This is a genomic window from Saccharothrix xinjiangensis, from assembly GCF_039527585.1.
Lineage (GTDB): Bacteria > Actinomycetota > Actinomycetes > Mycobacteriales > Pseudonocardiaceae > Actinosynnema > Actinosynnema xinjiangensis.
The window spans coordinates 299,859-325,255 of sequence record NZ_BAAAKE010000004.1 but is presented as its reverse complement, the minus strand read 5'-3'; the positions used below and the strand labels follow the sequence as shown (position 1 = coordinate 325,255).

Here is a 25,397-nt window from a genome sequence, read left to right as displayed (position 1 = left end):
CTTCTCCCGCAACCAGGCGCTTGTTCGCGTGGGGGCAATCTTGGGGGGTATTGGGGGGTTGGGGGCCCGCCGGGCGGAAGCCCGGCGGGCCCCCACGTATTAACCTCATCCGTCGTGACGGTTTCCACCTTGGACTGGGGCACGACGTACCGGGTCACCGTGCTCGACCTCGGCCTGGCCTGCTGCGGCGTCGAGGTCATGGCCGCCCTGGAGGGCCACCGCCCGGAACAGCTCGCCGCCCTGGGGGTCGACCCGGCGCACGCGGCCGGCGAGGCCCACGTGCTCGTCGTGTCCGGCACGGTCACCGACGCCATGCTGCCCGCGGTGATCGCGACCTACCAGGAGATGCCGGAACCCCGGTACGTCCTGTCCGTCGGCGCGTGCAGCAACACCGGCGGCCCGTACTGGGACTCCTACAGCGTCACCAAGGGCATCGACCAGGTGCTGCCCGTCCACGTCGCCGTCCCCGGCTGCCCGCCGCGCCCCGAGGCGCTGCTGGACGGCCTCGCCGCGCTCCACCGGCTGATCTCGTGAGCGCCGCGTCGGGAGACCTGGCCGCGCGCGTGCCGGGCGCGCGGGTGGAGTCGGCGTTCGGGCAGAGCGCGGCGCACGTGCCGCTCGACTCGTGGGCCGCGGCGGCCCGCCACGTGCGCGACGAGCTGGGCTGCACCCAGTTCGACTGGCTCGGCGTCGAGGACGCCGGCCGGCCGGGCGCGGCCGGCCGGCGGCACGCCGTGCTGCTGCACGCGCTGCACCCCGGCACCAAGGACGGCGTGCTGCTGCGCACCGAGCTGGGGCCCGACGACGCGCTGCCGAGCGTGGCGGGGCTGTGGGCGGGCGCGGCGTGGCACGAGCGGGAGGCCGCCGAGATGTTCGGCCTCGCCCTCGACCGCGAGGCCGCCCACCTGCTGCTGCCCGACAGCTTCAGCGGCCACCCGCTGCGCAAGGACTTCGTGCTGGCCTCCCGCGTGGTGCGGCCGTGGCCGGGCCGGCTCGAACCCGGCGAGGACGGCACGTCCGCGCCCAGCCGCCGCCGCACCGCGCCGCCCGGCGTGCCCGACCCGTCGTGGGGACCGCGATACGAGGAGGACACCGGTGACTGACGACTCCCCGGAGCGGGCGGCCCTGCCCCCGCGCACCCGCGGCGTGATCGCGCTGCTGGAGGCCAACTGCACGGTGTGCATGATCTGCGCCCGCGAGTGCCCCGACTGGTGCATCCACATCGACTCGCACACCGAGACCGAGCAGGCGCCCGGCTCGGCCCGCCCCCGCGCGCGCAACGTGCTCGACCGGTTCGCCATCGACTACGGCTCGTGCCTGTACTGCGGGATCTGCGTGGAGGCGTGCCCGTTCGACGCCCTGCACTGGGCGCCCGACTTCTCCTACCCCGGCACGGGCACGCCGACGGGTGAGGGCGCCGTGGCGGAACTCGTCCAGGAGCGCGACGTGCTGGCCACGTGGGTCGCGCACGTCCCGCCACCGCCGCCGCTCGACCCGGGCGCGGAGCCCGCCCCGGAGAGCACCACCGCGCGCCCGGCGCGACCCGGCGCCGGAACCCCCGGCCGGCCGGGCGCGTTGAGGGGGAGGACGTAGAACAGCCGGAGGCGAAGCAACGTGCACAAGCACTACAACGGGTTGAAGACCGCGTTGCTGCTCGGCGCCATGAGCGCGTTGATCATCGCGATCAGCGCGCTGTTCGGTCGGACCGCCCTGGTGATCGGCCTGCTGGTGGCGCTGGGCGTGAACGCCTACGCGTACTTCAACTCCGACAAGCTCGCGCTGCGCGCCATGCGGGCGCGCCCCGTGTCCGAGGTCGAGCAGCCCGCGATGTACCGCATCGTGCGCGAGCTGGCGCAGGCCGCCCGGCAGCCCATGCCGAGGCTCTACCTCAGCCCCACGGCCGCGCCGAACGCGTTCGCGACCGGCCGCAACCCGCGCAACGCCGCCGTCTGCTGCACGACCGGCATCCTGGAGCTGCTCGACGAGCGCGAGCTGCGCGCCGTGCTGGGGCACGAGCTGTCCCACGTCTACAACCGCGACATCCTGATCTCGTGCGTGGCGGGCGCGCTGGCGAGCGCGGTGAGCACGCTGGCGAACCTGGCGGTGTTCGCGAGCGTGTTCGGCGGCGGCGACGAGGACCGGCCCAACCCGCTGGCCGTGCTGCTGATCGCCGTGCTCGGCCCGGTCGCGGCGGGCATCGTGCAGATGGCCGTCAGCCGGTCCCGCGAGTACCAGGCCGACGAGTCGGGCGCGGAGCTGACCGGCGACCCCCTGGCGCTCGCCTCGGCGCTGCTCAAGCTGGAGCACGGCACGCGCGCCGCGCCGCTCGCGCCGGAACCCGCCGTGGTCGCGCAGTCGCACCTGATGATCGCCAGCCCGTTCCGGCCGGGTGAGCAGCTGGCCAGGCTGTTCTCCACCCACCCGCCGATCCCGGACCGGGTCCGGCGGCTCCAGGAGCTGGCCCGGCGCTACTAGCCGGCGGACCTCACGTGGTCAGCGGACCTCGCGCGCGACGTTCATCACGTACTGGCCGTAACCCGACTTCGCCAGCTTCGCGCCCAGCGCGTAGCACTCGTCCGCGCTGATGAAGCCCATGCGCAGCGCGATCTCCTCGGGGCACGCGATGCGCACGCCCTGCCGGTGCTCCAGCACCTGCACGAACTGGCCCGCCTCCAGCAGCGAGTCGTGCGTGCCGGTGTCCAGCCACGCGAAACCGCGGCCCAGGTCGACCAGCTGCGCGCGGCCCCGGCGCAGGTAGGTCAGGTTCACGTCGGTGATCTCCAGCTCACCGCGCGGCGACGGCTTGAGCGCCCTGGAGATCTCCACGACCTGGTTGTCGTAGAAGTACAGGCCGGTGATCGCCTTGTTCGACTTCGGCGCGGCCGGCTTCTCCTCGATGCTGACCAGCCGGCCCGCCGCGTCGACCTCGCCGACGCCGTAGCGCTCGGGGTCCTTCACCGGGTAGCCGAACAGCACGCAGCCGTCCAGCGTGGCCGCGTGGTGCTGGAGCAGCCGCGAAAAGCCCTGGCCGTAGAAGATGTTGTCGCCCAGCACCAGCGACACGCTGTCGTCCCCGATGAAGTCCGCGCCGATCACGAACGCCTCGGCCAGCCCGTTCGGCTGGGCCTGCTCCGCGTAGGAGACGCTCAGGCCGAACTGCGAGCCGTCGCCGAGCAGGCGCCGGAACAGCGGCAGGTCGGTCGGCGTGGAGATCAGCAGGACCTCCCTGATGCCGGCCAGCATCAGCACCGACAGCGGGTAGTACACCATCGGCTTGTCGTAGACCGGGAGCAGCTGCTTGGAGACCGCCTGCGTGATCGGGTGCAGGCGCGTCCCGCTGCCCCCCGCCAGGATGATGCCCTTCATCTGACCTCTCCCCGCGGTAGTTCCCCCGTCGGCCGACTCCCGGGAACGGCGCGCCCTGCGCGACGCCCCCGGCGGACCACCCACGATGTCGGACCGCGGGCACCGCGCGTTACCCGTTCGTGGGGCGGGTAACGCGCACCGGTCACGTCACCGGTAGTTGGTGAACTGGAGCGCGATGCCGAAGTCGGAGTTCTTCAACAGCGAGATCACCTCCTGGAGGTGGTCCTTCTTCTTGCCGGTCACGCGCAGCTGGTCGCCCTGGATCTGCGCCTGAACGCCCTTCGGGCCCTCGTCGCGGACCTTCTTCGCGATCTGCTTCGCCTTCTCGCTCGCGATGCCCTGGACCAGGTTCCCGGTGACCTTGAACACCTTGCCGGACACGGCCGGGTCGTCGACCTCGAACGCCTTCATCGAGATGCCGCGCTTGACCAGCTTCTCCCGGAAGACGTCGATCGCGGCCCGGCAGCGCTCCTCGGTCTCGGACTCGAAGGTGATCGCCTCCTCGCCCGCCCAGGCGACCGACGTGCCGGTCCCCCGGAAGTCGAACCGCGTGCTCAGCTCCTTGGCTGCCTGGTTGAGCGCGTTGTCGACCTCCTGGCGGTCGACCTTGCTCACCACGTCGAACGACGGGTCTGCCACGTGCCCGGTACCTCCGCGTCGGTGGGTCTTCGAACCGCTCGGGAGCCTACCGGGGATACCCGGTTGCGCGGGGTCCGACAGGCTTATGTATTGTCTCCACCGCACCCGGGAGACCGGGGGCGGGGCGGGTTGCCCGAGCGGCCAATGGGAGCGGACTGTAAATCCGTCGCGAAAGCTACAGAGGTTCGAATCCTCTACCCGCCACGTTCGTCGGGGACCCCTGCACGCGGAATGCGCGAGCAGGGGTCCTCGCTTTTTGTCTTCCGGGGGTGCGACCCCCGGGCCCCGCTCGGAGGGCTCTGCCCCCGGACCCCCGTTCGCGGGTGGTCGCGTTCGCGGGGTCGGTTGAGGACGCTGCTTTCCGGACTCCCGTTCCCGAGGTCGCGTTCGCGGGGGCGGCAGGGGGAGGCGCCTCCCGGACTCCCGTGCCCGGGGGCGCTTCCCGGTTCTGCGGTGATCGCGCTTCGGCGCCCGTCTCGGGTGGGGCTGTCGTGCGGGTCGGGGGTTTCGCCGGGGCGTCGTTCGTCCGTGGTCGGGCTGGTCATCCCGGGTCGGGCACGGGTGAGGCCGGCGCGCAAGCGCTTCCTCTCGCTTGCGTGCCGGCCTCGTAGTGCAGCATAACCTATTTCGAACGCCTGTTCGAGGGTCAGGTGATCGCCGCGCGCCCCGCGTCCGTCAGCACGGCCTCCGTGCGCTCGTCCAGGCCCACCGCGCGAAGCCCCCTCAGCAGCCCCGCGTGCACCAGGTCGTGCGACACCATCTGGTCGCAGCACGGCAACCCGTCGATGTACAGGTCGGGTTCGCAGCCCCCCGTCACCTGCGCCCTGCCCGCGGCCACCGCGCGCAGCACGGCCTTGGCCCTCCCGGACAACTCCTCGACCACGATCATGGCGACCCCCTCGCCCGCGATTCCCATCCCCGGCTTCCCCTCACCTCATAGGAGCCCCGACTCGCGCCGCGAGTACCCCTCGACTTCGACTTCACTCGGGTGGACCAGGCGAGATCACCTCTTCGCGTGACACACCGTGCGCTGATCGGTTGAGCTGTTCAGCCCAGCCGAACTGCGGCCGACCGGTCGGCGCTGCGATCGACCCACCGTCGTGCCCGGGGCCGGTGGTCCCGTCGCGGGCCCCGAGACTGGTGGGCATGACCGAAATCCTCATCGGCCTCGCGGCCCTCGTGGTCGGCGTCGCGGTCGGCCTCGTCGTCCGGCGCGCCAGGCGGCCCGGCGAACTGGCGGACGCGCGCGGGCTGCTCGACGCCGCGGACGACCTGGAGTACGGGCTGAACGCGGTGCTCAACTTCGGGCCGCTGTCGTCGTCCGAGCTGGACTCGGTCGACCTGGCCGCCAAGTACGACCGGCTCGTCGCCACCGGCGGGGTGGGCAAGGCCGCCCTGGGCGCGCTGCGCGACCAGCTCGACAAGATCGCCCTGCACCCCTACCCGGAGCAGCGCCACCTGTTCGCCGCGGTCCGCGAGGACGAGGCCGCGGTCTGGCTCGCGCTGCGCGACGCGGTCGGCAGCGGCGCGGCGCAGCACTCCGCGGCCGCCGAGGCGCGGCGGCTGCTGGACGGCGTCCGGCACGGCCTGCGCCGCGAGGAGCGGGCGCCCGGCCGCGAGCTGGCCTGGGTCTAGCGCGTCCCCGGTCGCCTCCACCGCGCTCTCGGGCAGCTCGCCGAACGAGCGAGGGCGGTCGCGGGCGGCCAGTCGGGCGGCAGGAGGTCCGACCCCGGACCCGACCCCGCTGCGGGGTCCCGTAACCGGTTCCGGGCCGGCACCCCCGCCGAGCAGGGGTGACCGGGTCCTCGGATGATCTCCCGAGCTCGCCGGACGGGCGGCGACGCTGCTCCAGGAGGAGCCCAACGCCGGGGTCGTTCTGTTACTTGTCGTGGCAATCGGCTACTCGACCTGCCATTTCGTCGTCCGACCGGGGTACATTGACACCCTTGGAGGGGTCCTGGTCGGTGTTCGGGACCCCTCAGTCACGCCAGGAGCCCGCAGGCCGCGACCCGGCCCACCGAGACGACGGCCGACGAGGAGGCTGGATGTCCGACCACGCGTCGGTCATGGCGCCGGACGCACCGACCCGGTCGGCGAACCGCGCTTTCACCGTGTTCGCGGTCCTGCTCCTCGTGGCGGGCGCGCTGTCCGCGTTCGTCGTCGGCGCCTGGCTGCCCGACGACCAGGCCGACAGCAAGCTGTACTGGACCGGTCCGCTGCTGGTGGTCGGGTTCCTGCTGGCCGAGCAGCTGGCCATCAACGTCGACGTCCGCAGCGGCGTGGCCTGGACCATCTCCTTCACCGAGATACCGCTGGTGCTCGGCCTGCTGGTGGCGCCGTTCGAGGTCGTGCTGGCCGCGCACGTGGTGGCGGGCGTCGGCACGCTGCTGGGTCGCCGGGTGCTGGACCGCGCCGTCTACAACGCGGGCCTGATGTTCATGGAGATCTCGGTGGCCTTCGCGGTCGCCGAGTGGGTCGAGCAGCTCCTGGGCCGGGACGGCCCGGTCTGGGCGGGCGCGTTCGTCGGCACCATCGCGGTGCCGCTGCTGGCCAGCGTCCTGGGCCTGACCGCGCTGCGGACCATGGGCAAGGGCATGAGGGTCGGCCCGTCGCTGCGCCTGGTGCTCCAGACCCTCGTGGTGGCGCTGCTGAACACCTCCGCCGGCCTGGTCGGCTACGAGATCGCGACCCGCGCGCCGTGGGGCGGCCTGCTGATCGGCCTCGTCTTCGCCGGCATCACCGCCATCTACCTCGCCTACTCGGGCCTGCTGCGCGAGCAGCGCGACCTGGAGGCGCTCAGCGAGGTCTCGCTGCGGGTCGCCCGCTCCGGCCGCCACGCCACCGGACCGCGCGGCACCGCGCCCGACGACGGGGACGGCCGCGCCGAGGACGACGAGTGGCAGCCGATCGCCGAGCGCATCCGCGAGCAGCTCAACGCCAACCGCGTGGTGCTGCGGCTGCGCACCGACCCCCAGGCGCCGATGCGCACGTTCGTGGCGGGCGAGCCGCTGCCGCCGGGGATGCGCCGCGACGACCCGCGCGTGCTGCGCGAGGACGCGATGCTCCAGCTGCCCGGCGCGCAGGTCCGGTACTTCCGCGTGGTCGACGCGGGCGAGGAGGTCGCCGACTCCCTGGCCCGCCGCGACGCGCAGGAGGCGCTGGTCGTGCCGCTGCGCGGGGCCACCCAGCTGCTCGGCGCGGTCGAGGTGCACGACCGGCTCAGCCGGTGGCGCGGCTTCGGCAAGTCCGACATCCAGCTGCTGCGCACGCTGGCCAGCCACCTGTCCACCGCGGTCGACAACCGGCGGTTGCTGGCGCGGTTGCGCCACGACGCCTACCACGACCCGTTGACGGGTCTGCTCAACCGGCCGGGTTTCCGGGAGTCGGCGACCGAGCCGATGCGCCAGGCGGAGACGGCGGTGGTGCTGCGGATCGACCTGGACGTGCTGTCGACGGTGTCCGACGCGCTGGGGCAGGCGTGGGCCAACCGGATGGTGGTGGCGGCCGGTCGCAGGTTGCGCGACGAGCTGGGGCCGGAGGTGCCGCTGGCGCGGTTGGAGGGCGGCGCGTTCGCCGTGCTGCTGCTGGACCGGCAGGCGGGGTGCGTGCAGGAGATCGCCGAGCGGCTGCGGACCGCGCTGTCCATGCCCTACCCGGTGGACCGGCTCACGGTGGAGGCGGGCGCGGTCGTCGGCTGGGCCACCACCGCCGACGCCGAGATCGAGGAGTACGACCCGGACGCGCTGCTCCAGCGCGCGGACGTGGCGGTGCGCGCGACCAGCGAGAACGAGCCGTTGCGGCAGTACGCGCCGAGCATGGGCCAGATCTTCCTGCGCCGGTTCCAGCTGGTCACCCAGTTCCGCTCGGCGCTGGAGAGCGGCCAGGTCTCGGTGCACTACCAGCCCAAGGTGGCCCTGCCCAGCAGGCAGGTCGTCGGCGCGGAGGCCCTGGTGCGCTGGAAGCACCCCGAGTTCGGCCGGGTCGACCCCGACGAGTTCGTGCCCGCCGTGGAGGCCACCGGCCTGGTCGACGTGCTCACCGACTTCGTCATGGACAAGGCCCTGCACCGCGTGCGCCGCTGGCTCGACCGCGGCCTGCGCATGTCCATCGCGGTCAACCTCTCCGTGCGCACCCTGGCCGACTCGGAGTTCCCCGACCGGGTCGCCGCCGCCCTGGCCCGCCACGAGGTCACCCCGGAACTGCTGACCTTCGAACTGACCGAATCCGGCGTGATGGCCGACCCCGAACGCGCCCTGCCCGTGCTGCGCCGCCTGCACACCATGGGCGTCGTGCTGGCCGTGGACGACTTCGGCACCGGCTACTCCTCCCTGGCCTACCTCCGGCAACTGCCCGTCGACGAGGTCAAGATCGACAAGAGCTTCGTGCTCGGCATGGGCACCGACCTCGGCGACATGGCCGTGGTCCGCTCCATCGTCGAACTCGGCCACTCGCTGCAACTCACCGTCGTCGCCGAAGGCGTCGAGGACGACGCCGCGCGCGACCAGCTCATCGGCATGGGCTGCGACGTCGCCCAGGGCTACCTCATCTCACGCCCCCTGTCCGAAGACCGCTTCGAAGCCTGGCTCCGGGCGCGGACGGTGCAGGTCAGGGGTGCTCGCGATGAGACGGTGCTCACTCTGCTGCATTGATCGGGCCCCCCGATTTCACTCCTGCGGCGGGCTTGTTGTAGAGTTCTACTCGCTGCAAGAGAGCAAGCCCCTTTAGCTCAGTCGGCAGAGCGTCTCCATGGTAAGGAGAAGGTCTACGGTTCGATTCCGTAAAGGGGCTCCATATGGCGCGGCCGTAGTGCGCGAGCACTGCGGCTCGTAGTCATGTGAAGCGGTGTAGCTCAGTCGGTAGAGCAAGCGGCTCATAATCGCTGTGTCGCCGGTTCAAGTCCGGCCACCGCTACGCGAGTGGAGGAGTGTGCCCGCGGAAAGCGCGGGCCCCCTCGCTCCGCATCACACCGGGGGCGCGGCCCCCGGGCCCCGCCCAAGGGGGCGTGCCCCCTTGGACCCCCCGGCGGTCACGTCGGGGGAACCTCCCGGCGGTTGTGTCGGGATCCCCGCCAGGCGGTAAGCCCGCACTGGGGTCACGGGGTCCGTGAGCTCTAGAAAGGCAAGGCCGTGGCTGCAACCGACGTACGCCCGAAGATCACCCTCGCGTGCGAGGAGTGCAAGCACCGGAACTACATCACCAGGAAGAACCGGCGCAACGACCCGGACCGCCTGGAGATCAAGAAGTTCTGCCCGAACTGCAAGACCCACCGCGCTCACAAGGAAACCCGCTGAGCCGGTAGCAGGTCCTCCGACGAGGCCCGTCCCCTTCACCGGGGGCGGGCCTCGTCGCGTATAGCCTCAGCGGGTGCCTCTCGACCAGTCCTTCATCGGACGTTCCTACCCGCCGTCGCCCCCGTACGAGGTCGGGCGCGAGAAGATCCGCGAGTTCGCCGAGGCGATCGGGGACGACAACCCCGCCCACCGCGACCCGGAGGCCGCGCGGGCGCTCGGCCACCGGGACGTGATCGCGCCGCCGACGTTCGCGGTCGTGCTGTCGCTCAAGGGCAACGACGTGCTCGTCGACGACCCGGCGCTGGGGCTCGACTACGGCCGGGTGGTGCACGGCGACCAGTCGTTCGTCCACCACCGCCCGATCACCGCGGGGGACCGCCTGTCGGTCGTGCTGCACGTCGACAACATCACCTCCCGCATGGGCAACGACATGCTGGCGCTGCGCGCCGAGATCACCGACGAGGACGGCGAGCCGGTGACCACCGCGAAGTCGACGCTGGTGGTCCGGGGGGAGGACGCGTGATGAGGGCATCCGAGGTCTCGGTCGGGGACGAGCTGCCGCCGCTGTCGGTGCGCGTGACCCGCGCCGACCTGGTCCGCTACGCGGGCGCGTCGGGCGACTTCAACCCGATCCACTGGAACGAGCGGTTCGCCCGCGAGGTCGGCCTGCCCGGCGTCATCGCCCACGGGATGCTGACCATGGGCCTCGCCGGCCGGATCGTCACCGACTGGGCGGGCGACCCCGGGGCCGTCGTGGAGTGCGGCGTGCGCTTCGGGCGGCCCGTCCCGGTGCCCGACGACGACGAGGGCTCGCTGGTGGAGGTGACCGCGAAGGTGGCCAAGGTCCTCGAAGACGGGACGTTCAAGATCGCCGTGACGGCCTCTTACGAGGGCAAGTCCGTGCTCGGCGGCGCGTTCGCCCGCGTGCGGCTGCCCTAGGCGCCTCAGAAGCCGTCGCACAGGGCGCTGGTGCGCGCGCCCGTGGCGGTGGCCGAGCGCCGCTCCACGCCGTCCACCGCCACCTGGCACGCCACGTCGCCGCCGGCGGGGCCGATGGTGACGGTCAGCACGCGGCGCTCGGCCTCGGCGGGCAGGGTCAGCTCCCGGTGCCAGGGGAACGAGGCCAGCTCCTCCCGGCGCGTCCCGCCGTCCTCCGCCGAGTAGGTGACGGTGGCCCGCTCCGCGGTCCCGGTGACGTCGTAGACGACCTGGACCGGCGGGGCGGGTGTCGCCGCCCGGAGCGCGAACACGGCCGCGCCCGCCACGAGCACCGCGCAGCCGGCGATCACGAACCACCTGGCGGCCCGGTGCTCGGGCGGGTCAGGCTCCGTCATGTCTGGGCTCCTCGGGTGAAGACCGGTGGGGCTGAATAGACCATCGGTGTGATTCAACCGACAGTTACAGCCTTCACTCGAAGGGGTTACACAGCGTTAGAAGTTCGAGCAGCTCGCCATGGAGAAGGGCCCACTCGCGGTGGCCGTCTTCTTCTCCACGCCGTCGACCGTGATCCGGCAGGTGACCGTGCCGCCCTCGGCTCCCGTGGAGGCGCTCAGCGTGCCGCCGCTGAACAGGCCCTTGACGGTGAGCTCCTTGGTCCAGGGCAGGGTGGTCGCCTCCTCCTGGTTCATGGCGCTGCCGCCGTCGCCGTGGGTGGAGTAGGTGATGCTCGCGGAGGGCACGTCGCCGGTGATCTCGTAGACGAGCACGGCCTCCTTGTTCGCCTGCGCGTCCAGGTCGTCGAGGGCGGTCGAGACGTCCGAGGCGGCCTTGGTGAACACCGCGGCCCACAGGACGCAGACCACGAGCCCGACGGCGGACAGGGCCACGCCGGCGATCGCCAGGCCCTTGTTGGTGGCCCGGCCGCGGTCGGCCCGCGCCCAGCCGACGAGCCCCAGCACGAGGCCGAGGATCACCAGGGGCCACGCGACGACGCCGATGACGGGCAGGAAGCTGAACAGCAGGCCGACGAGGCCGAGCACGAAGCCCGCGGTGCCCAGGCCGTTCTGCGGCGGGACCGGGGGTGGGGGCGGCTGGTGCTGGGTCTGCGGCGGCTGCGGGTAGGTCATCGGATCTCCTCGGAGGGGACCGCTCGCGAACGGCGAGCGTGCTGCCCGGACCATCGGGGCGATCCGCGTTCTGGTTACCCATCGTCACCGGAACGTGTCCAAACAGGCGAAAAGCGCCCCCGAAAGGGCGCTTTTCATGACGGACAGTCGCTTTTTCTACTGCACTTCGGCCAGCAGCTCGGCCATGCGGGTGACGCCGGTCTTCAGGTCGTCGTCGCCCAGCGCGTAGGACAGGCGCAGGTAGCCGGGCGTGCCGAACGCCTCGCCGGGCACCACGGCCACCTCGGCGTGCTCCAGGACCAGCGCCGCCAGCTGCACCGTGTCGGTGATCTCCACGCCGCGCAGCCGCTTGCCGATCAGCGCCTTCACCGACGGGTAGACGTAGAACGCGCCCCTCGGGGTCGGGCACTCCACGCCGGGGATCGCCGACAGCAGGTCGACGATCGCGCGCCGCCGCCGGTCGAACGCCGTGCGCATCTCGTGCGCCGCGTCCAACGAGCCGGAGACCGCCTCCAGGGCCGCGCGCTGCGAGACGTTCGCCACGTTGGAGGACAGGTGGGACTGGAGGTTCGCGGCCGCCTTCACCACGTCCTGCGGGCCGATCAGCCAGCCCACGCGCCAGCCGGTCATCGCGTACGTCTTCGCCACGCCGTTGAGCACGATCGTCCGGTCAGCCATCGCGGGCACGGCCACGGGCAGCGACACCGACTCCGCGCCGTCGTAGACCAGGTGCTCGTAGATCTCGTCGGTGATCACCCACAGGCCGTGCTCCAGGGCCCACTCGCCGATCGCGGTGATCTGCTCGCGGCTGTAGACCGAGCCGGTCGGGTTCGACGGGGAGCACAGCAGCAGCACCTTGGTGCGCGGCGTGCGCGCCGCCTCCAGCTGCTCGACGGTGACCAGGTAGTCGGTCGACTCGTCCGCCGTCACCTGCACCGGAACACCGCCCGCCAGCGTGATCGCCTCGGGGTAGGTGGTCCAGTACGGCGCGGGCAGCAGCACCTCGTCGCCCGGGTCCAGGATCGTTGCGAACGCCTGGTAGACGGCCTGCTTGCCGCCGTTGGTGATCAGCACCTGGGAGGCCGCGACCTCGTAGCCGGAGTCGCGCTTGGTCTTCGCGGCCACGGCTTCCCGAAGCTCGGGCAGGCCGGCGGCGGGGGTGTAGCGGTGGTTGCGCGGGTCGGCGCACGCGGCCTGGGCGGCGGCGACGATCGCGTCGGGGGTCGGGAAGTCGGGCTCGCCCGCGCCGAAGCCGATCACCGGTCGACCGGCCGCCTTGAGCGCCTTCGCCTTGGCGTCGACCGCCAGCGTGGCGGACTCGGCGATGCCGCCGACGCGCTGGGAGACGCGCGGGTGTTCGGCGGAGTGGTTCTCGGTGGTCGTCTCAGGCGTGCCCATGGCGCCAATCGTGGCAGACGGCACAACCGAGCGGGCCTCGGCACCCCCTCTGACCGGGCCAGTTGGCAACTGCGCCGCCCGGTGCCGTATGCTTCCGTTCTCGGAGCGACCGAACGCTGCCTCACGAGCCACGTGAGGGCGGTGCGGGACGTCTCCAGCCAGGGGGTTCCACGAGGTGGGACTCCAAAGGGGCGTAGCTCAACTGGCAGAGCAGCGGTCTCCAAAACCGCAGGTTGCAGGTTCAAGTCCTGTCGCCCCTGCGTCGAAGCGCGATGGTGAGCGGAGGACGGCATGAGCGAGGGCCGCGAGCAGGACCAGCCGGACGAGCGCGAGAGCGCGTCCCGGCCGGTTACCGCCGCAGCGCGGCGCGAGCGCCGTGGCTCCGCCCGCCCGGCGGGCCGCAAGGACGCCGCTGTCCCGGCGAAGAAGTCGGCCGAGGCCGACTCCGACGTCGAGGACAAGAAGGGGCGCCCCACGCGCTCTCGGACGGACCAGGAGAAGCGGCCCAACATCTTCGCCAGGCTCGTCCGGTACATCCGCGAGGTGGTCAGCGAGCTGCGGAAGGTCATCTGGCCGACCCGCAAGCAGATGGTCACCTACACCGGGGTCGTGCTGGTCTTCGTGGCCTTCATGGTGGCGTTGGTCTTCGGCCTTGATTCGGCCTTCGCCTGGGGCATGTTCCGGGTGTTCGGCTGAGCCGAGCACCGCGCCGCCCCCCGGTGGGCGACGGACATGTGATGCATGAGAGGAAGCGGGACCCACAGTGACCTCCGAGAACGGCGTTGACGCCCAGGAGCACAACGACCTGACCGACGAGAAGGACCTCGACGGTGGCGTCGAGCCGGGCGAGGCGTCGGAGGAGACCGAGGAGTCCGCTGCCGACGAGGCGATCGTCGACGAGGTGGCCGCCGACGAGGCGACCACCGACGACGAGCCCGTCGGTGAGGAGCCCGTCGGCGAGGAGCCGGCCGCCCCGGTCGGCGACATCCACGACGAGCCCGCCGACCCGGCGGCCGAGATGCGCGAGGCCCTGCGCCACGCGCCCGGCGAGTGGTACGTCGTGCACTCGTACGCGGGCTACGAGAACAAGGTCAAGACCAACCTCGAAACGCGCATCCAGACGCTCGACATGGAGGACTACATCTTCCAGGTCGAGGTGCCGACCGAGGAAGTCACCGAGATCAAGAACGGCCAGCGCAAGCAGGTGCAGCGCAAGGTGCTGCCCGGCTACATCCTGGTCCGGATGGAGCTCAACGACGCCTCGTGGAGCGCGGTGCGCAACACGCCGGGCGTGACGGGTTTCGTCGGCGCGACCTCGAAGCCGTCGCCGCTGACCATCGACGAGGTGCTGAAGTTCCTGCTGCCGCAGGTCGAGCAGAAGCCCGCCGCCGGCAAGAAGACCGCCGCGACGCCCGCGAAGTCGACCGTCGAGGTGGACTTCGAGGTCGGCGAGTCGGTCACCGTCATGGACGGCCCGTTCGCCACGCTCCCCGCGACGATCAGCGAGGTCAACGCGGACGGCCAGAAGCTGAAGGTCCTGGTGTCGATCTTCGGCCGCGAGACCCCGGTCGAGCTGTCGTTCAGCCAGGTCTCCAAGATCTAGCCGGAACAACAAGATCTCCGACTCCCGCGCCCGGCGCGGGGACGTCGGCAGCCACGTCGCGGCTGGCAGGGCCGCGCGTGGACACCGCAATGAAGGAACCGAGATGCCTCCCAAGAAGAAGAAGCTCGCAGCGATCATCAAGCTGCAGATCAAGGCCGGTGCCGCGAACCCGGCGCCGCCCGTCGGCCCCGCGCTGGGCCAGCACGGCGTCAACATCATGGAGTTCTGCAAGCAGTACAACGCCGCGACCGAGTCGCAGCGGGGCACTGTCGTGCCGGTCGAGATCTCCGTGTACGAGGACCGCTCGTTCGACTTCAAGCTCAAGACCCCGCCGGCCGCGAAGCTGATCCTCAAGGCCGCCGGCGTGGAGAAGGGCTCGGGCGAGCCGCACCGCCTCAAGGTCGCCAAGGTGACGATGGACCAGGTGCGAGAGATCGCGCAGACCAAGATGGTCGACCTGAACGCCAACGACGTCGACCAGGCCGCGAAGATCATCGCCGGCACCGCCCGCTCCATGGGCATCACGGTCGAGGGCTGATCTTCCACTCCGTAGTTCGTGGGAGAGCCACGCGCTGGCTCGGCACCACAACTGATCCACTTTAAGGACAGCAGCATGAAGCGCAGCAAGGCGTACAAGAACGCCGCCGAGCTGGTGGACCGGGAGCGGCTGTACTCGCCGCTGGAGGCCGCCAAGCTCGCCAAGGAGACCTCCAAGGTCAAGCTGGACGCGACCGTCGAGGTCGCCATCCGGCTCGGCGTCGACCCCCGCAAGGCCGACCAGATGGTCCGCGGCACCGTGAACCTGCCGCACGGTACGGGCAAGACCGCCCGCGTGATCGTCTTCGCGACCGGCGACAAGGCCGCCGAGGCCGAGGCCGCCGGCGCGGACGCGGTCGGCTCCGAGGACCTGATCGAGCGCATCCAGGGTGGTTGGCTCGACTTCGACGCCGCGATCGCGACCCCCGACCAGATGGCGAAGGTCGGCCGCATCGCCCGCATCCTGGGCCCGCGCGGCCTGATGCCGAACCCGAAGACCGGCACGGTGACGCCCGACGTCACCAAGGCCGTGACGGACATCAAGGGCGGCAAGATCAACTTCCGCGTCGACAAGCAGGCCAACCTGCACCTCGTCATCGGCAAGGTGTCGTTCGACCCGGAGAAGCTGGTCGAGAACTACGCCGCCGCGCTGGACGAGATCCTGCGCGCCAAGCCGTCCGCGGCGAAGGGCCGGTACCTGAAGAAGGTCACCGTCTCGACGACGATGGGCCCCGGCATCCCGGTCGACCCGAACCGGACCCGGAACCTGCTCGGCGACGAGGCCTCGGTCTGATCGAGAGCTGTTCGCGACGGCGCCCCCTCGGCTTCGGCCGAGGGGGCGCTTCGCTCTTGTCGGGCACGTGCCGGAGGGCGGCCCTCAGGGGCAGGTCTCGGCCTCGTAGCCGGTGATCACCCAGCTCTTGCTCGGCTGCGCGGTGAGCGTGAACCGGCCGAGCCGCGGGCCGTCGCGCACGGTCAGCTCACATGAACTGACCTCGACCTCGCCGCCCGGCGGCGTGCTCCGCATGGTGGCGGGGAAGCCGAGCTGGCGGTAGTTCGTCACGTTGGTCACCCGCGGCTTCAGCGCCGCCACCGCGCCCGCGCACTCGCTCGCCCCGAACGCCTCGGCGAACGCCCGCCGCGGCCCGTCGTCCTTGAACAGGCGGCACGCCTCGCCCGCGTCGCCGGTGCCGACGTGCTTGTAGAACAGGGCGACCGTGCCGCTGATGCCGTACGGGGTCTGCGGCGCCAGGACGTTGTTCTCCACGCCGCCGCTGTCCACGGCGATGTCGCCGGGGTCGTCGCCGCCGAAGTACTGCTCGTAGAAGTGGTTGGCGACCAGCAGGGCGACCACCAGGTACACCAGGCGCCGGAACAGCTTGCTGCCCAGCAGCACCTGCCACAGCGGCTTCTTCGGCCGCGGCGGTGGCGGCTGCGGCGGGGCGAACGGCGGCGGGGCGAACGGCGGTGCGGCGAACGGCTGCTGGGCCATCGGCGGCGCGGGGCTGCCCGGCGGCAGGGCGGGCGGCAGGGCGGGCGTGCCCTGGGCCTGCTGGAAGCGCTGGAACTCCTGGAACCGCTGGAACTCCTGGAACTGCCGGAGCTGTTCCGGGTCGACGTCCGGCGGCGGGTTCCTCGGGGGCTCTTCGGTCACGGGTCACATCATGCCGATTTGGAACGCCGGGGACACGTCCCGTACGCTGGGTGGCGGTTCACCGAAGACCGCTGGTCATCCGGGTCAACCGGATCGAAGGTCCCGCTCGGCGGGCGCCCGCGCAGGAGGACGAGGAAGTTCCAGGCCGTTCCGGCCTGTCACGCCCCCGTGCTGCTGCGCGTGGGCGTTTTGCGTTTGCGGGTCCTTCTCCCGGCCGGCGGTCCACCCAGCCCAGAGAGGAGGCGATCATGGCGAAGCCCAGCAAGGTTTCGGCCGTCGCCGAGCTGTCGGACAAGTTCCGCGGTAGCTCGGCCGCCGTCGTCACCGAGTACCGTGGCCTCTCCATGGCGCAGCTCACCACGCTGCGTCGCGCTCTCGGCGCGGGCACCACGTACACCGTTGCGAAGAACACGCTGGTCAAGCGTGCCGCTGAGGACGCGGGCATCGAGGGCCTTGAGGCCCTGCTCGTCGGTCCGACCGCCATCGCGTTCGTCGAGGGCGAGCCGGTCGATGCGGCCAAGGCGCTGCGTGACTTCGCGAAGGACAACAAGGCCCTGGTCATCAAGGGCGGCTACATGGATGGCCGTCCCCTCTCGGTCGACGAGGTCGCCGCTATCGCGGACCTCGAGAGCCGTGAGGTGCTGCTCGCCAAGCTGGCGGGCGCGATGAAGGGCAACCTGGCCAAGGCCGCGGGTCTGTTCAACGCCCCGGCTTCCCAGGTGGCTCGCCTGGCTGCTGCCCTCCAGGAGAAGAAGGCCGCCGAGGCTCCTGCCTCCGACGCGGCCGACGCTCCGGCCGAAAGCTGATCAACCCCAGACACTCCGCGTCCCGGCCGCAGTTCGGGCGTTGAAAGAGAAAGGACCGCCACCATGGCGAAGCTCAGCACCGAAGAGCTGCTCGACGCGTTCAAGGACATGACCCTCCTGGAGCTCTCGGCCTTCGTGAAGGAGTTCGAGACCACCTTCGAGGTCACCGCCGCCGCTCCGGTCGCCGTTGCCGCCGCCGGCCCCGCGGGCCCCGCTGCCCCGGCCGAGGAGGAGAAGGACGAGTTCACCGTCGTCCTCGAGGGCGCCGGCGACAAGAAGATCCAGGTCATCAAGGTCGTCCGCGAGGTCGTCTCGGGCCTGGGCCTGAAGGAGGCCAAGGAGCTGGTCGAGTCCGCTCCGAAGCCGCTGCTGGAGAACGTGGCGAAGGACGTCGCCGACGCCGCCAAGGAGAAGCTCGAGGCCGCCGGCGCCAAGATCTCGCTCAAGTGATGTGAGGTTGGAGGACCTGCCACGGGCAGGTCCTCCAACCGCCGACGAGGGCGGGCACCCGACATGGGTGCCCGCCCTCGCGCTGTTCCGGGGTCGGGCGCGGATGCCGGAGGGGGTGGAAAAATCTGCCTACTCGTGGGTAGGGTCGTGCCGGTGGTGGACGTCACGTCGTTACCCAGTTGAGACTCCGTTAACCCAACTGGCGAGTAACCACGACGCGGCGACCTCGTTGCACCGGTATGACGCCGGCCTGTCCGGCGTCGCCGCTGGTGCCGTCGGAGCGGGAGGTGCGATGGGCGTCGAGGTGGTCGTCGAGGGCCTGACCAAGTCCTTCGGCAAGCAGACCATCTGGCGGGACGTCACGCTCACCCTCCCGCCGGGTGAGGTCAGCGTCATGCTGGGCCCCTCGGGGACCGGCAAGTCGGTGTTCCTGAAGTCGCTGGTCGGTCTGCTCAAGCCCGAGCGCGGCAAGATCGTCATCAACGGCACCGACCTGGTGCGCTGCTCCGAGCACAAGCTCTACGACATCCGGAAGCTGTTCGGCGTCCTGTTCCAGGACGGCGCGCTGTTCGGCTCGATGAACCTCTTCGACAACGTCGCGTTCCCGCTGCGCGAGCACACCCGCAAGACCGAGGCCGAGGTCCGGCGGATCGTGCTGGAGAAGATGGAGATGGTCGGCCTCGTCGGCGCGGAGAAGAAGCTCCCCGGCGAGATCTCCGGCGGCATGCGCAAGCGCGCCGGCCTGGCCCGCGCCCTCGTGCTCGACCCCGAGATCATCCTGTGCGACGAGCCGGACTCCGGCCTCGACCCGGTCCGCACGGCCTACCTGAGCCAGCTGCTGATCGACCTGAACGCGCAGATCGACGCGACCATCCTGATCGTCACGCACAACATCACGCTGGCCCGCACGGTCCCGGACAACCTGGGCATGCTGTTCCGCCGCGAACTGGTCATGTTCGGTCCCCGCGAGGTGCTGCTGACCAGCGACGAGCCGGTCGTCGAGCAGTTCCTCAACGGCCGCCGCCTCGGGCCGATCGGCATGTCGGAGGAGAAGGACCAGGCCACCATGGCCGCCGAGCTGGCGCACCAGCAGGCCGGCCACTCGGACGGCTCGCCCGACGAGGACGTGCGCGGCGTGGTGCCCCAGCTCGAACCGACGCCCGGCCTGCCGCCGCGCGGCGCCGTGCGCCGCCGCAAGGACCGGGTGATGAGCATCCTGCACGCGCTGCCGGCCGACGCGCAGCAGGGCATCATCGAGAGCCTCACCCCCGACGAGCGCCGCCACTACGGCGTGATGGCGGGCAGCGCGGCGCCCACCGCGCCGCTGACGTCCACGGCGCCGCTGACGCCCAGCCCGTGGCCCCGGCAGGGGGGCGTGCTGTGAGCGCGCAGGCCACGTTCCCCGGCGCCGGCGCGCTGCGCGAGACGGGCCGGATGTTCGCGCTGGGCATCGACGTGGTCCGCAACACCTTCCGCCGCCCGTTCCAGCTGCGCGAGTTCATCCAGCAGTGCTGGTTCGTGGTGAGCGTGACCGTGCTGCCGACGGCCCTCGTGTCCATCCCGTTCGGCGCGGTCATCGCCCTCCAGCTCGGCTCGCTGACCCGCCAGCTCGGCGCCCAGTCGTTCACCGGCGCGGCGAGCGTGCTGGCGATCATCCAGCAGGCCAGCCCGATCGTGACCGCGCTGCTCATCGCGGGCGCGGGCGGTTCGGCGATCTGCGCGGACCTCGGCTCGCGCAAGATCCGCGAGGAGATCGACGCCATGGAGGTGCTGGGCGTCTCGCCCATCCACCGCCTGGTCGTGCCGCGGGTGCTGGCCGCGATGCTGGTCAGCGTGCTGCTCAACGGCATGGTCAGCGTGGTCGGCGTGATGGGCGGCTACTTCTTCAACGTCGTGCTCCAGGACGGCACGCCCGGCGCGTACCTGGCGAGCTTCAGCGCCCTGGCCCAGCTGCCGGACCTGTGGATCTCCGAGATCAAGGCGCTCATCTTCGGCTTCATCGCGGGCATCGTGGCCGCCTACCGCGGCCTCAACCCGGCGGGCGGCCCCAAGGGCGTCGGCGACGCGGTCAACCAGGCCGTGGTCATCACGTTCCTGCTGCTGTTCTTCGTGAACTTCGTGCTGACCACGATCTACCTCCAGGTCGTCCCGGCGAAGGGGAGCTGAGGTGGCCACGCTCAACGACCGGTTCCGCAAGGCGGCCGGCGCACCGCTCTCGCTGCTCGACACCCTCGGCGACCAGCTGTGGTTCTACCTGCGCGCGCTGGCCTGGACGCCGCGCACGCTGACCCGGTACCTGCGCGAGACGCTGCGCCTGCTCGCCGAGGTGAGCTTCGGCTCGGGCGCGCTGGCGGTCATCGGCGGCACGATCGGCGTGATGGTCGGCCTGTCGGTGTTCACCGGCACGGTCGTCGGCCTCCAGGGCTTCACCGCGCTCAACCAGATCGGCACGTCGGCGTTCGCGGGCTTCGTGTCCGCCTACTTCAACACCCGCGAGATCGCGCCGCTGGTGGCGGGCCTCGCGCTGTCCGCGACCGTGGGCTCCGGCTTCACCGCCCAGCTCGGCGCGATGCGGATCTCCGAGGAGATCGACGCGCTGGAGGTCATGGGCATCCCCAGCCTGCCGTACCTGGTCACCACCCGGATCATCGCGGGTTTCGTCGCGATCATCCCGCTGTACGTGATCGGCCTGCTGACCTCGTACCTCGCGGCGAGGTTCATCACCGTGGAGTTCTACGGCCAGTCGGCGGGCACCTACGACCACTACTTCAACCTGTTCCTACCCCCGGTGGACGTGCTCTGGTCCTTCGGCAAGGTGCTCGTCTTCGCCGTCGTGATCATCCTGACCCACTGCTACTACGGCTACCGCGCCAGCGGCGGCCCGGCGGGCGTCGGCATCGCGGTCGGCCGGGCGGTGCGCACCGCGATCGTCACGACGAGCCTGCTGGACTTCTTCCTCAGCCTGGCGATCTGGGGCACGACTACTACGGTAAGGATCGCTGGATGACCGCCGACGTGCTTTTCCCAGCGGAGGCGGCATGAAGCTGCGCCGCCGTTCCCTGGGCGTCGTGTTCCTCACCGTGATCGCCTTGTTCCTCGCGTTCACGATCGCCCTCTACAACGACGCGTTCACCGAGGTCGTGCGGGTGACGCTCAAGGCCGACCGGATCGGCAACCAGCTCCTGGTCGACTCGGACGTGAAGGTCCGCGGCATGGTCGTCGGCAAGGTCGACGCCATCCGCACCTCGGGCGACGGCGCGGAGCTGGAGCTGGCGCTCGACCCCGACCAGGTGCGCCACATCCCGGCCAACGTCTCCGCCCGCCTGCTGCCCAAGACGCTGTTCGGCGAGCGGTACGTGAGCCTGGTGCTGCCGGAGAGCCGGCAGGCGCCGCTGGGCGAGGGCGACGTGATCGAGCAGGACCGGTCCAGCAGCGCCGTCGAGCTGGAGCGCGTGCTCGACGACCTGATGCCGGTGCTCCAGGCCGTGCAGCCGGAGAAGCTGGCCACCACGCTCACCGCGGTGTCGCAGGCCCTGGAGAACCGGGGGAAGCCGCTGGGGGAGACGCTGGTCCAGCTCGACGCCTACCTGGGCGAGCTGAACCCGCAGCTGCCCGCGCTCAAGGAGGGCATCAGCCGCCTGGCGGACGTGTCGGAGGTCTACGCCGACGCCGCGCCCGACCTGGTGCGGGCCCTCGACGACGCCACCGTCACCAGTCGCACCCTCGTCGAGCAGCGCGACGCCCTGCTCACCGTCTACGGCTCGCTGACCACCACGTCCACCGACCTGACGAGCTTCCTCGCGGTCAACAAGAACAACCTGATCCAGCTCGCCGACGTGTCGCGGCCGACGCTGGAGCTGTTGGCCGAGTACGCGCCCGAGTACCCGTGCCTGCTCAAGGGGCTCTCCGAGTTCAAGCCGATCATGGACGAGGTGTTCGGCAAGGGCACGGACGAGCCCGGCCTGCACATCACCCTGGAGATCACCGCCAACCGCGGCAAGTACGAGCCGGGCGTGGACGAGCCCGAGTACGCCGACAAGCGCGGTCCGCGCTGCTACGACCTCGTGCCGCGGCCCGACCCGTTCCCGCAGTACCCGCCGGAGGGCGCGGTCCGGGACGGCTCCGCGCACCCGCCGGCCGGCCGGTCCGTCAACGACGGCGTGCTGCCGCCCGCGACCGGCCTCGGCGGCGTCACCTCGCCGTCGTCGGCCGCCGGCCTGCCGACGCTCGCCAACTCGCCCGCCGAGCAGGACTTCCTGGCCGGCCTGCTCGCGCCGCAGTTCGGGCTGGAGCGCGACCAGATGCCGAGCTTCACCGCGCTGCTGCTCGGCCCGCTGTACCGGGGCGCGGAGGTGACCGCGTGAGGTCCCTGGCCGCACCCCTGATCAAGCTCGGGATCTTCGCCGCGGTCACCGTCCTGGCGACGGCCCTGCTCGCGGTGACCATCGCCAACGTCAACTTCGCCGGCGCCACCGCCTACACCGCCCGGTTCACCGACGCGACCGCGCTCAACGAGGGCGACGACGTCCGGATCGCGGGCGTGCGGGTCGGCCAGGTGGAGGAGGTCCGGGTGGTGGACCGGCGGGTGGCCGAGGTGGAGTTCTCCCTGGAGGGCGACCGCACCCTGCCCGCCTCGGTGACCGCCGCCATCAAGTACCGCAACCTCGTCGGCCAGCGGTACGTCGCGCTGGAGGCCGGCGCGGGCGACCCGTCGCCGCTGCGGCCCGACGACGTGATCCCGCTGGAGCGCACCCGGCCCGCGCTGGACCTGACCGTGCTGTTCAACGGCTTCAAGCCGCTGTTCCAGGCGCTGAACCCCGAGGACGTCAACCAGCTGTCCGAGGAGATCGTCAAGGTCCTCCAGGGCGAGGGCGGCACGATCGACAGCCTGCTGCGCCACACCGCCTCGCTGACCACCGCGCTGGCGAGCCGCGACCAGGTCATCGGCGAGGTGGTCGACAACCTCAACGCCGTGCTGGACACCGTGAACGGGCGGACCGACCAGGTGTCCGAGCTGGTCGCCACGCTCCAGGAGCTGACCTCGGGCCTCGCGGCCGACCGGCAGCCCATCGGCGAGGCGATCAGCGCGCTCGGCGACCTCACCGGCACCACCGCGGGCCTGCTGGAGGAGTCCAGGCAGCCGCTGAAGGACGACATCGCCCACCTCGGCCTCGTGTCGCGGACGCTCGGGGACCACGAGGCGGTCGTGGAGGGCGTCGTCAAGAACCTGCCGACCAAGCTGGAGTCGCTGGCCCGGACCGCGTCCTACGGGTCCTGGTTCAACTTCTTCCTGTGCGAGGGCACCGGGCAGGTGGCCGTGCCGCCGATCATCAACGACCCGATCCCCATCACCGCCCTGCCGGTCACGCAGCCGAGGTGCCGCCCGTGAAGCCCAACCGGAACCCCATCACGGTCGGCGCCGTCTCCCTGACCGTCATCGCGCTGCTGGTGCTGGCCGCGCTCAACACCGACGACCTGCCGATCATCGGCGGCGGCACCACCTACTCGGCCGAGTTCACCGAGGCCGCGGGCCTGGTCGAGTCGAACGAGGTGCGCGTGGCGGGCGTGAAGGTCGGCAAGGTCACCGAGGTCGAGCTGGACGGCGACAAGGTGCGCGTGTCGTTCAAGGTCGAGGACGCCTGGATCGGCGACCGCAGCACCGCGACCATCCGCATCAAGACGCTGCTCGGCCAGAAGTTCCTGGCCCTGGACCCGCAGGGCGAGCGGCCGCTGGACCCGCGCACGCCCATCCCGCGCGAGCGCACCCTGTCGCCGTACGACGTGCAGGAGGCGTTCAACGGGCTGGCGACCACGGTCGGCCAGATCGACACCGGGCAGCTCGCGGACAGCTTCCGGGTGCTGTCGGAGACCCTCCAGGGCTCGGCGGACAGCGTCCGCGGCGCGCTGGACGGCCTGTCGGCCCTGTCCAGGACGATCTCCTCCCGCGACGAGCAGCTGGCGCGGCTGCTGGCCAACACCAACCAGGTCACCAAGACCCTGTCCGACCGCAACGAGCAGTTCGAGCGGCTGCTCGCGGACGGCAACCTGCTGCTGGAGGAGCTGCGCAAGCGGCGCGACGCGATCACCGCGCTGCTGCGCGGCACCCGCGAGCTGTCCCGGGAGCTGAGCGGGCTGGTCTCGGACAACCAGGCGCAGCTGCGGCCCGCGCTGGAGCAGTTGGACCGGGTGACCACCGTGCTCCAGCGCAACCAGGACGCGCTGGAGCGCAGCCTGAACCTGCTCGCGCCGTTCTACCGGGTGTTCGCCAACACCCTCGGCAACGGCCGCTGGTTCGACGTCTACATCTGCGGCCTGCTGCCGCCGTCGGTGAACCTCGGCGTGATCGGCTTCAACGAGGAGGGCTGCCTCCCGCCCGGTGCGCAGCGCTCACCCGCACCAGGGGGTGGGAACTAGATGGCGACGACGAAGGCGGGCCGCGGCCTGACCCGCGCGCTGGCCATGGCGTGCGTGCTCGTGATCGTGGCGGCCGCGGCGCTGTGGTGGGCGTTCGCCGGCGGCGACACCCGGAGGGTGACCGCGATCTTCGGCGCGGCCGTCGGCGTGTACCCCGGCTCGGACGTGCGGGTGCTCGGCGTGCGGATCGGCTCGATCGACGAGGTGGAGCCGCAGGGCACGGCGGTGCGCGTCACCATGTCGCTCGACAGGTCGGTGGAGGTGCCCGCGGACGCGCAGGCGGTCGTGGTCGCGCCCAGCGTGGTCAGCGACCGGTACGTGCAGCTCGCGCCCGCCTACACCGGCGGGCCGACCCTGGAGGACGGGGTGACCATCCCGCGCGAGCGCACCGCCACCCCGGTCGAGCTGGACCAGCTCTACGAGAGCCTGAACGAGCTGACCACGGCGCTCGGCCCGAACGGCGCGAACCGGGACGGCGCGCTGTCCGACCTGCTGGACGGCGCCGCGGCCACCCTCGACGGCAACGGCCAGGCGCTCGGCGACACGGTGGAGCAGCTCGGCGACGCCGCCCGCACGCTGTCCGGCTCCCGGGACGACCTCTTCGCCACCGTGGACCAGCTCCAGAAGTTCACCGGGATGCTGGCCGCCAACGACAGCCAGGTGCGCGACGTCAACCGGCAGCTGGCCGAGGTCGCCGGGTTCCTCGCCGACGAGCGGGAGGACCTGGGCGCCGCGCTCACCGAGCTGGCCGGCGCGCTCGGGCAGGTGCAGGGCTTCATCCAGGACAACCGGGCGGTGCTCAAGTCGAACGTCGACAAGCTGGCGGGCATCACGCAGGTGCTGGTGAACCAGCGGGCCGCGCTGGCCGAGACGCTGGACGTGGCGCCGCTGGCCCTGGGCAACCTCCAGAACACCTACAACGCGGCGTCCGGCACGCTCGACACCCGGGCCAACATCAACGAGCTGAACCAGCCGCCGATCGTGCTGGTCTGCAAGCTGGTCCAGGGCATCGAGCCGGGCCGCGTGCCCGGGGCGCTGGCGCAGGCCTGCCGACAGCTGGAGCCGATCCTGTCCGGCCAGGTGGCGCTCAAACCGCCGGCCGAGGTGCTCTCCGACCTGGCCCGGGGCAAGGTGCCGCTGCCCCTGCCGCTCGCGGGGGTGCCCCAGTGAAAT

29 protein-coding genes and 4 tRNA genes are annotated in these 25,397 nt (G+C 71.4%); 26 read left to right on the top strand and 7 right to left on the bottom strand.

Annotated features, from left to right (window positions below):
- Positions 1-114: 114 nt before the first annotated feature.
- The 4 genes from ABD223_RS12130 to htpX are packed head-to-tail and all read left to right on the top strand — an operon-like array spanning position 115 to position 2,475.
- Entirely contained in the window at positions 115-534 is a 420-nt protein-coding gene (locus tag ABD223_RS12130; protein WP_344036187.1) for an NADH-quinone oxidoreductase subunit B, read from the top strand.
- Positions 531-1,103 carry an NADH-quinone oxidoreductase subunit C gene (locus ABD223_RS12125; RefSeq protein WP_344036186.1) on the top strand — a complete coding sequence of 191 codons (573 nt, stop codon included), beginning with the start codon at positions 531-533 and terminating at the stop codon, positions 1,101-1,103. The genes ABD223_RS12130 and ABD223_RS12125 overlap by 4 nt, the downstream gene beginning before the upstream one ends.
- Positions 1,096-1,593, top strand: a complete 498-nt coding sequence (locus ABD223_RS12120; protein ID WP_344036185.1) for a 4Fe-4S binding protein — start codon at positions 1,096-1,098, stop codon at positions 1,591-1,593. Before ABD223_RS12125 ends, ABD223_RS12120 begins: the two co-directional genes overlap by 8 nt.
- A 21-nt stretch (positions 1,594-1,614) precedes the next feature.
- Positions 1,615-2,475: a zinc metalloprotease HtpX gene (gene htpX / locus ABD223_RS12115; protein ID WP_344036184.1), complete on the top strand. Its 861-nt coding sequence runs from the start codon at positions 1,615-1,617 to the stop codon at positions 2,473-2,475.
- A gap of 18 nt (positions 2,476-2,493) precedes the next feature.
- On the opposite strand, the gene rfbA is transcribed toward htpX, so the two are convergent.
- Together rfbA and ABD223_RS12105 are read right to left on the bottom strand one after the other, a co-directional pair.
- On the bottom strand, positions 2,494-3,366 hold the full coding sequence (gene rfbA, locus ABD223_RS12110; RefSeq protein ID WP_344036183.1) for a glucose-1-phosphate thymidylyltransferase RfbA: 873 nt from the start codon (positions 3,364-3,366) through the stop codon (positions 2,494-2,496).
- A 147-nt stretch (positions 3,367-3,513) separates the two neighbouring features.
- Complete coding sequence (locus ABD223_RS12105; protein WP_344036182.1) at positions 3,514-4,005, bottom strand: YajQ family cyclic di-GMP-binding protein; 492 nt, start codon at positions 4,003-4,005, stop codon at positions 3,514-3,516.
- A 123-nt stretch (positions 4,006-4,128) separates the two neighbouring features.
- Between ABD223_RS12105 and ABD223_RS12100 the strand changes: the two genes are divergently transcribed.
- Positions 4,129-4,209 (top strand) — tRNA-Tyr (locus tag ABD223_RS12100).
- A 442-nt stretch (positions 4,210-4,651) separates the two neighbouring features.
- Here ABD223_RS12100 and ABD223_RS12095 read toward each other — a convergent pair.
- Positions 4,652-4,921 carry a hypothetical protein gene (locus ABD223_RS12095; protein WP_344036181.1) on the bottom strand — a complete coding sequence of 90 codons (270 nt, stop codon included), beginning with the start codon at positions 4,919-4,921 and terminating at the stop codon, positions 4,652-4,654.
- A 230-nt stretch (positions 4,922-5,151) separates the two neighbouring features.
- Between ABD223_RS12095 and ABD223_RS12090 the strand changes: the two genes are divergently transcribed.
- The 7 genes from ABD223_RS12090 to ABD223_RS12060 all read left to right on the top strand — a co-directional run bounded on the left by ABD223_RS12090 (position 5,152) and on the right by ABD223_RS12060 (position 10,235).
- Entirely contained in the window at positions 5,152-5,640 is a 489-nt protein-coding gene (locus tag ABD223_RS12090; protein WP_344036180.1) for a hypothetical protein, read from the top strand.
- 410 nt (positions 5,641-6,050) lie between these two features.
- Entirely contained in the window at positions 6,051-8,654 is a 2,604-nt protein-coding gene (locus ABD223_RS12085; protein WP_344036179.1) for a putative bifunctional diguanylate cyclase/phosphodiesterase, read from the top strand.
- A gap of 66 nt (positions 8,655-8,720) precedes the next feature.
- Positions 8,721-8,796 (top strand) — tRNA-Thr (locus tag ABD223_RS12080).
- 47 nt (positions 8,797-8,843) lie between these two features.
- A tRNA-Met gene (locus tag ABD223_RS12075) sits at positions 8,844-8,916 on the top strand.
- A gap of 215 nt (positions 8,917-9,131) precedes the next feature.
- Positions 9,132-9,296, top strand: a complete 165-nt coding sequence (rpmG, locus tag ABD223_RS12070; RefSeq protein ID WP_015105301.1) for a 50S ribosomal protein L33 — start codon at positions 9,132-9,134, stop codon at positions 9,294-9,296.
- A 73-nt stretch (positions 9,297-9,369) separates the two neighbouring features.
- Positions 9,370-9,819, top strand: coding sequence for an FAS1-like dehydratase domain-containing protein (locus tag ABD223_RS12065; RefSeq protein ID WP_344036178.1), 450 nt, complete (start codon positions 9,370-9,372; stop codon positions 9,817-9,819).
- The gene (locus tag ABD223_RS12060; RefSeq protein ID WP_344036391.1) at positions 9,819-10,235 is read left to right on the top strand and encodes a MaoC family dehydratase; all 417 of its coding nucleotides are present in this window, start codon (positions 9,819-9,821) and stop codon (positions 10,233-10,235) included. Before ABD223_RS12065 ends, ABD223_RS12060 begins: the two co-directional genes overlap by 1 nt.
- A 5-nt stretch (positions 10,236-10,240) precedes the next feature.
- Here the strand turns inward: ABD223_RS12060 and ABD223_RS12055 are convergent, their stop codons facing one another.
- The 3 genes from ABD223_RS12055 to ABD223_RS12045 all read right to left on the bottom strand — a co-directional run bounded on the left by ABD223_RS12055 (position 10,241) and on the right by ABD223_RS12045 (position 12,760).
- Positions 10,241-10,630 (bottom strand): MmpS family transport accessory protein, encoded by a 390-nt coding sequence (locus tag ABD223_RS12055; protein ID WP_344036177.1) that lies wholly within the window; start codon positions 10,628-10,630, stop codon positions 10,241-10,243.
- 96 nt (positions 10,631-10,726) lie between these two features.
- Positions 10,727-11,362 carry an MmpS family transport accessory protein gene (locus tag ABD223_RS12050; RefSeq protein WP_344036176.1) on the bottom strand — a complete coding sequence of 212 codons (636 nt, stop codon included), beginning with the start codon at positions 11,360-11,362 and terminating at the stop codon, positions 10,727-10,729.
- A 156-nt stretch (positions 11,363-11,518) separates the two neighbouring features.
- Entirely contained in the window at positions 11,519-12,760 is a 1,242-nt protein-coding gene (locus ABD223_RS12045) for a pyridoxal phosphate-dependent aminotransferase (protein WP_344036174.1), read from the bottom strand.
- A gap of 187 nt (positions 12,761-12,947) precedes the next feature.
- Here ABD223_RS12045 and ABD223_RS12040 point away from each other — a divergent pair.
- The 5 genes from ABD223_RS12040 (at position 12,948) to rplA (ending at position 15,693) form a co-directional block, all read left to right on the top strand.
- A tRNA-Trp gene (locus ABD223_RS12040) sits at positions 12,948-13,020 on the top strand.
- 31 nt (positions 13,021-13,051) lie between these two features.
- Positions 13,052-13,456 carry a preprotein translocase subunit SecE gene (secE, locus tag ABD223_RS12035; RefSeq protein ID WP_344036173.1) on the top strand — a complete coding sequence of 135 codons (405 nt, stop codon included), beginning with the start codon at positions 13,052-13,054 and terminating at the stop codon, positions 13,454-13,456.
- 67 nt (positions 13,457-13,523) lie between these two features.
- Positions 13,524-14,363, top strand: coding sequence for a transcription termination/antitermination protein NusG (gene nusG, locus ABD223_RS12030; RefSeq protein ID WP_380647830.1), 840 nt, complete (start codon positions 13,524-13,526; stop codon positions 14,361-14,363).
- A 103-nt stretch (positions 14,364-14,466) separates the two neighbouring features.
- Positions 14,467-14,901, top strand: coding sequence for a 50S ribosomal protein L11 (rplK, locus tag ABD223_RS12025; protein WP_123745247.1), 435 nt, complete (start codon positions 14,467-14,469; stop codon positions 14,899-14,901).
- A 75-nt stretch (positions 14,902-14,976) separates the two neighbouring features.
- Positions 14,977-15,693 (top strand): 50S ribosomal protein L1, encoded by a 717-nt coding sequence (gene rplA / locus ABD223_RS12020; protein ID WP_344036172.1) that lies wholly within the window; start codon positions 14,977-14,979, stop codon positions 15,691-15,693.
- Between the two features lie 84 nt (positions 15,694-15,777).
- Here the strand turns inward: rplA and ABD223_RS12015 are convergent, their stop codons facing one another.
- Positions 15,778-16,554, bottom strand: coding sequence for a hypothetical protein (locus tag ABD223_RS12015; RefSeq protein WP_344036170.1), 777 nt, complete (start codon positions 16,552-16,554; stop codon positions 15,778-15,780).
- Positions 16,555-16,802: 248 nt separating this feature from the next.
- Here ABD223_RS12015 and rplJ point away from each other — a divergent pair, with 248 nt between their 5' ends.
- The 9 genes from rplJ to ABD223_RS11970 all read left to right on the top strand — a co-directional run bounded on the left by rplJ (position 16,803) and on the right by ABD223_RS11970 (position 25,394).
- Positions 16,803-17,360, top strand: a complete 558-nt coding sequence (rplJ, locus tag ABD223_RS12010) for a 50S ribosomal protein L10 (RefSeq protein ID WP_344036168.1) — start codon at positions 16,803-16,805, stop codon at positions 17,358-17,360.
- A 63-nt stretch (positions 17,361-17,423) separates the two neighbouring features.
- The gene (rplL, locus tag ABD223_RS12005; RefSeq protein ID WP_344036167.1) at positions 17,424-17,810 is read left to right on the top strand and encodes a 50S ribosomal protein L7/L12; all 387 of its coding nucleotides are present in this window, start codon (positions 17,424-17,426) and stop codon (positions 17,808-17,810) included.
- A 292-nt stretch (positions 17,811-18,102) separates the two neighbouring features.
- Positions 18,103-19,194: an ABC transporter ATP-binding protein gene (locus tag ABD223_RS12000; protein ID WP_344036166.1), complete on the top strand. Its 1,092-nt coding sequence runs from the start codon at positions 18,103-18,105 to the stop codon at positions 19,192-19,194.
- Positions 19,195-19,244: 50 nt separating this feature from the next.
- The gene (locus tag ABD223_RS11995; protein WP_344036389.1) at positions 19,245-19,976 is read left to right on the top strand and encodes an MlaE family ABC transporter permease; all 732 of its coding nucleotides are present in this window, start codon (positions 19,245-19,247) and stop codon (positions 19,974-19,976) included.
- 1 nt (position 19,977) lies between these two features.
- A complete protein-coding gene (locus ABD223_RS11990) occupies positions 19,978-20,817 on the top strand; it encodes an MlaE family ABC transporter permease (RefSeq protein ID WP_344036165.1) in 840 nt (279 codons plus the stop codon).
- A gap of 31 nt (positions 20,818-20,848) precedes the next feature.
- Positions 20,849-22,174 carry an MCE family protein gene (locus ABD223_RS11985; protein ID WP_344036163.1) on the top strand — a complete coding sequence of 442 codons (1,326 nt, stop codon included), beginning with the start codon at positions 20,849-20,851 and terminating at the stop codon, positions 22,172-22,174.
- A complete protein-coding gene (locus ABD223_RS11980) occupies positions 22,171-23,199 on the top strand; it encodes an MCE family protein (RefSeq protein ID WP_344036162.1) in 1,029 nt (342 codons plus the stop codon). The genes ABD223_RS11985 and ABD223_RS11980 overlap by 4 nt, the downstream gene beginning before the upstream one ends.
- Positions 23,196-24,224 carry an MCE family protein gene (locus ABD223_RS11975; protein WP_344036161.1) on the top strand — a complete coding sequence of 343 codons (1,029 nt, stop codon included), beginning with the start codon at positions 23,196-23,198 and terminating at the stop codon, positions 24,222-24,224. Before ABD223_RS11980 ends, ABD223_RS11975 begins: the two co-directional genes overlap by 4 nt.
- Positions 24,225-25,394, top strand: a complete 1,170-nt coding sequence (locus ABD223_RS11970) for an MCE family protein (protein WP_344036160.1) — start codon at positions 24,225-24,227, stop codon at positions 25,392-25,394. It begins immediately after the preceding gene.
- The last annotated feature ends 3 nt before the right edge of the window (positions 25,395-25,397 follow it).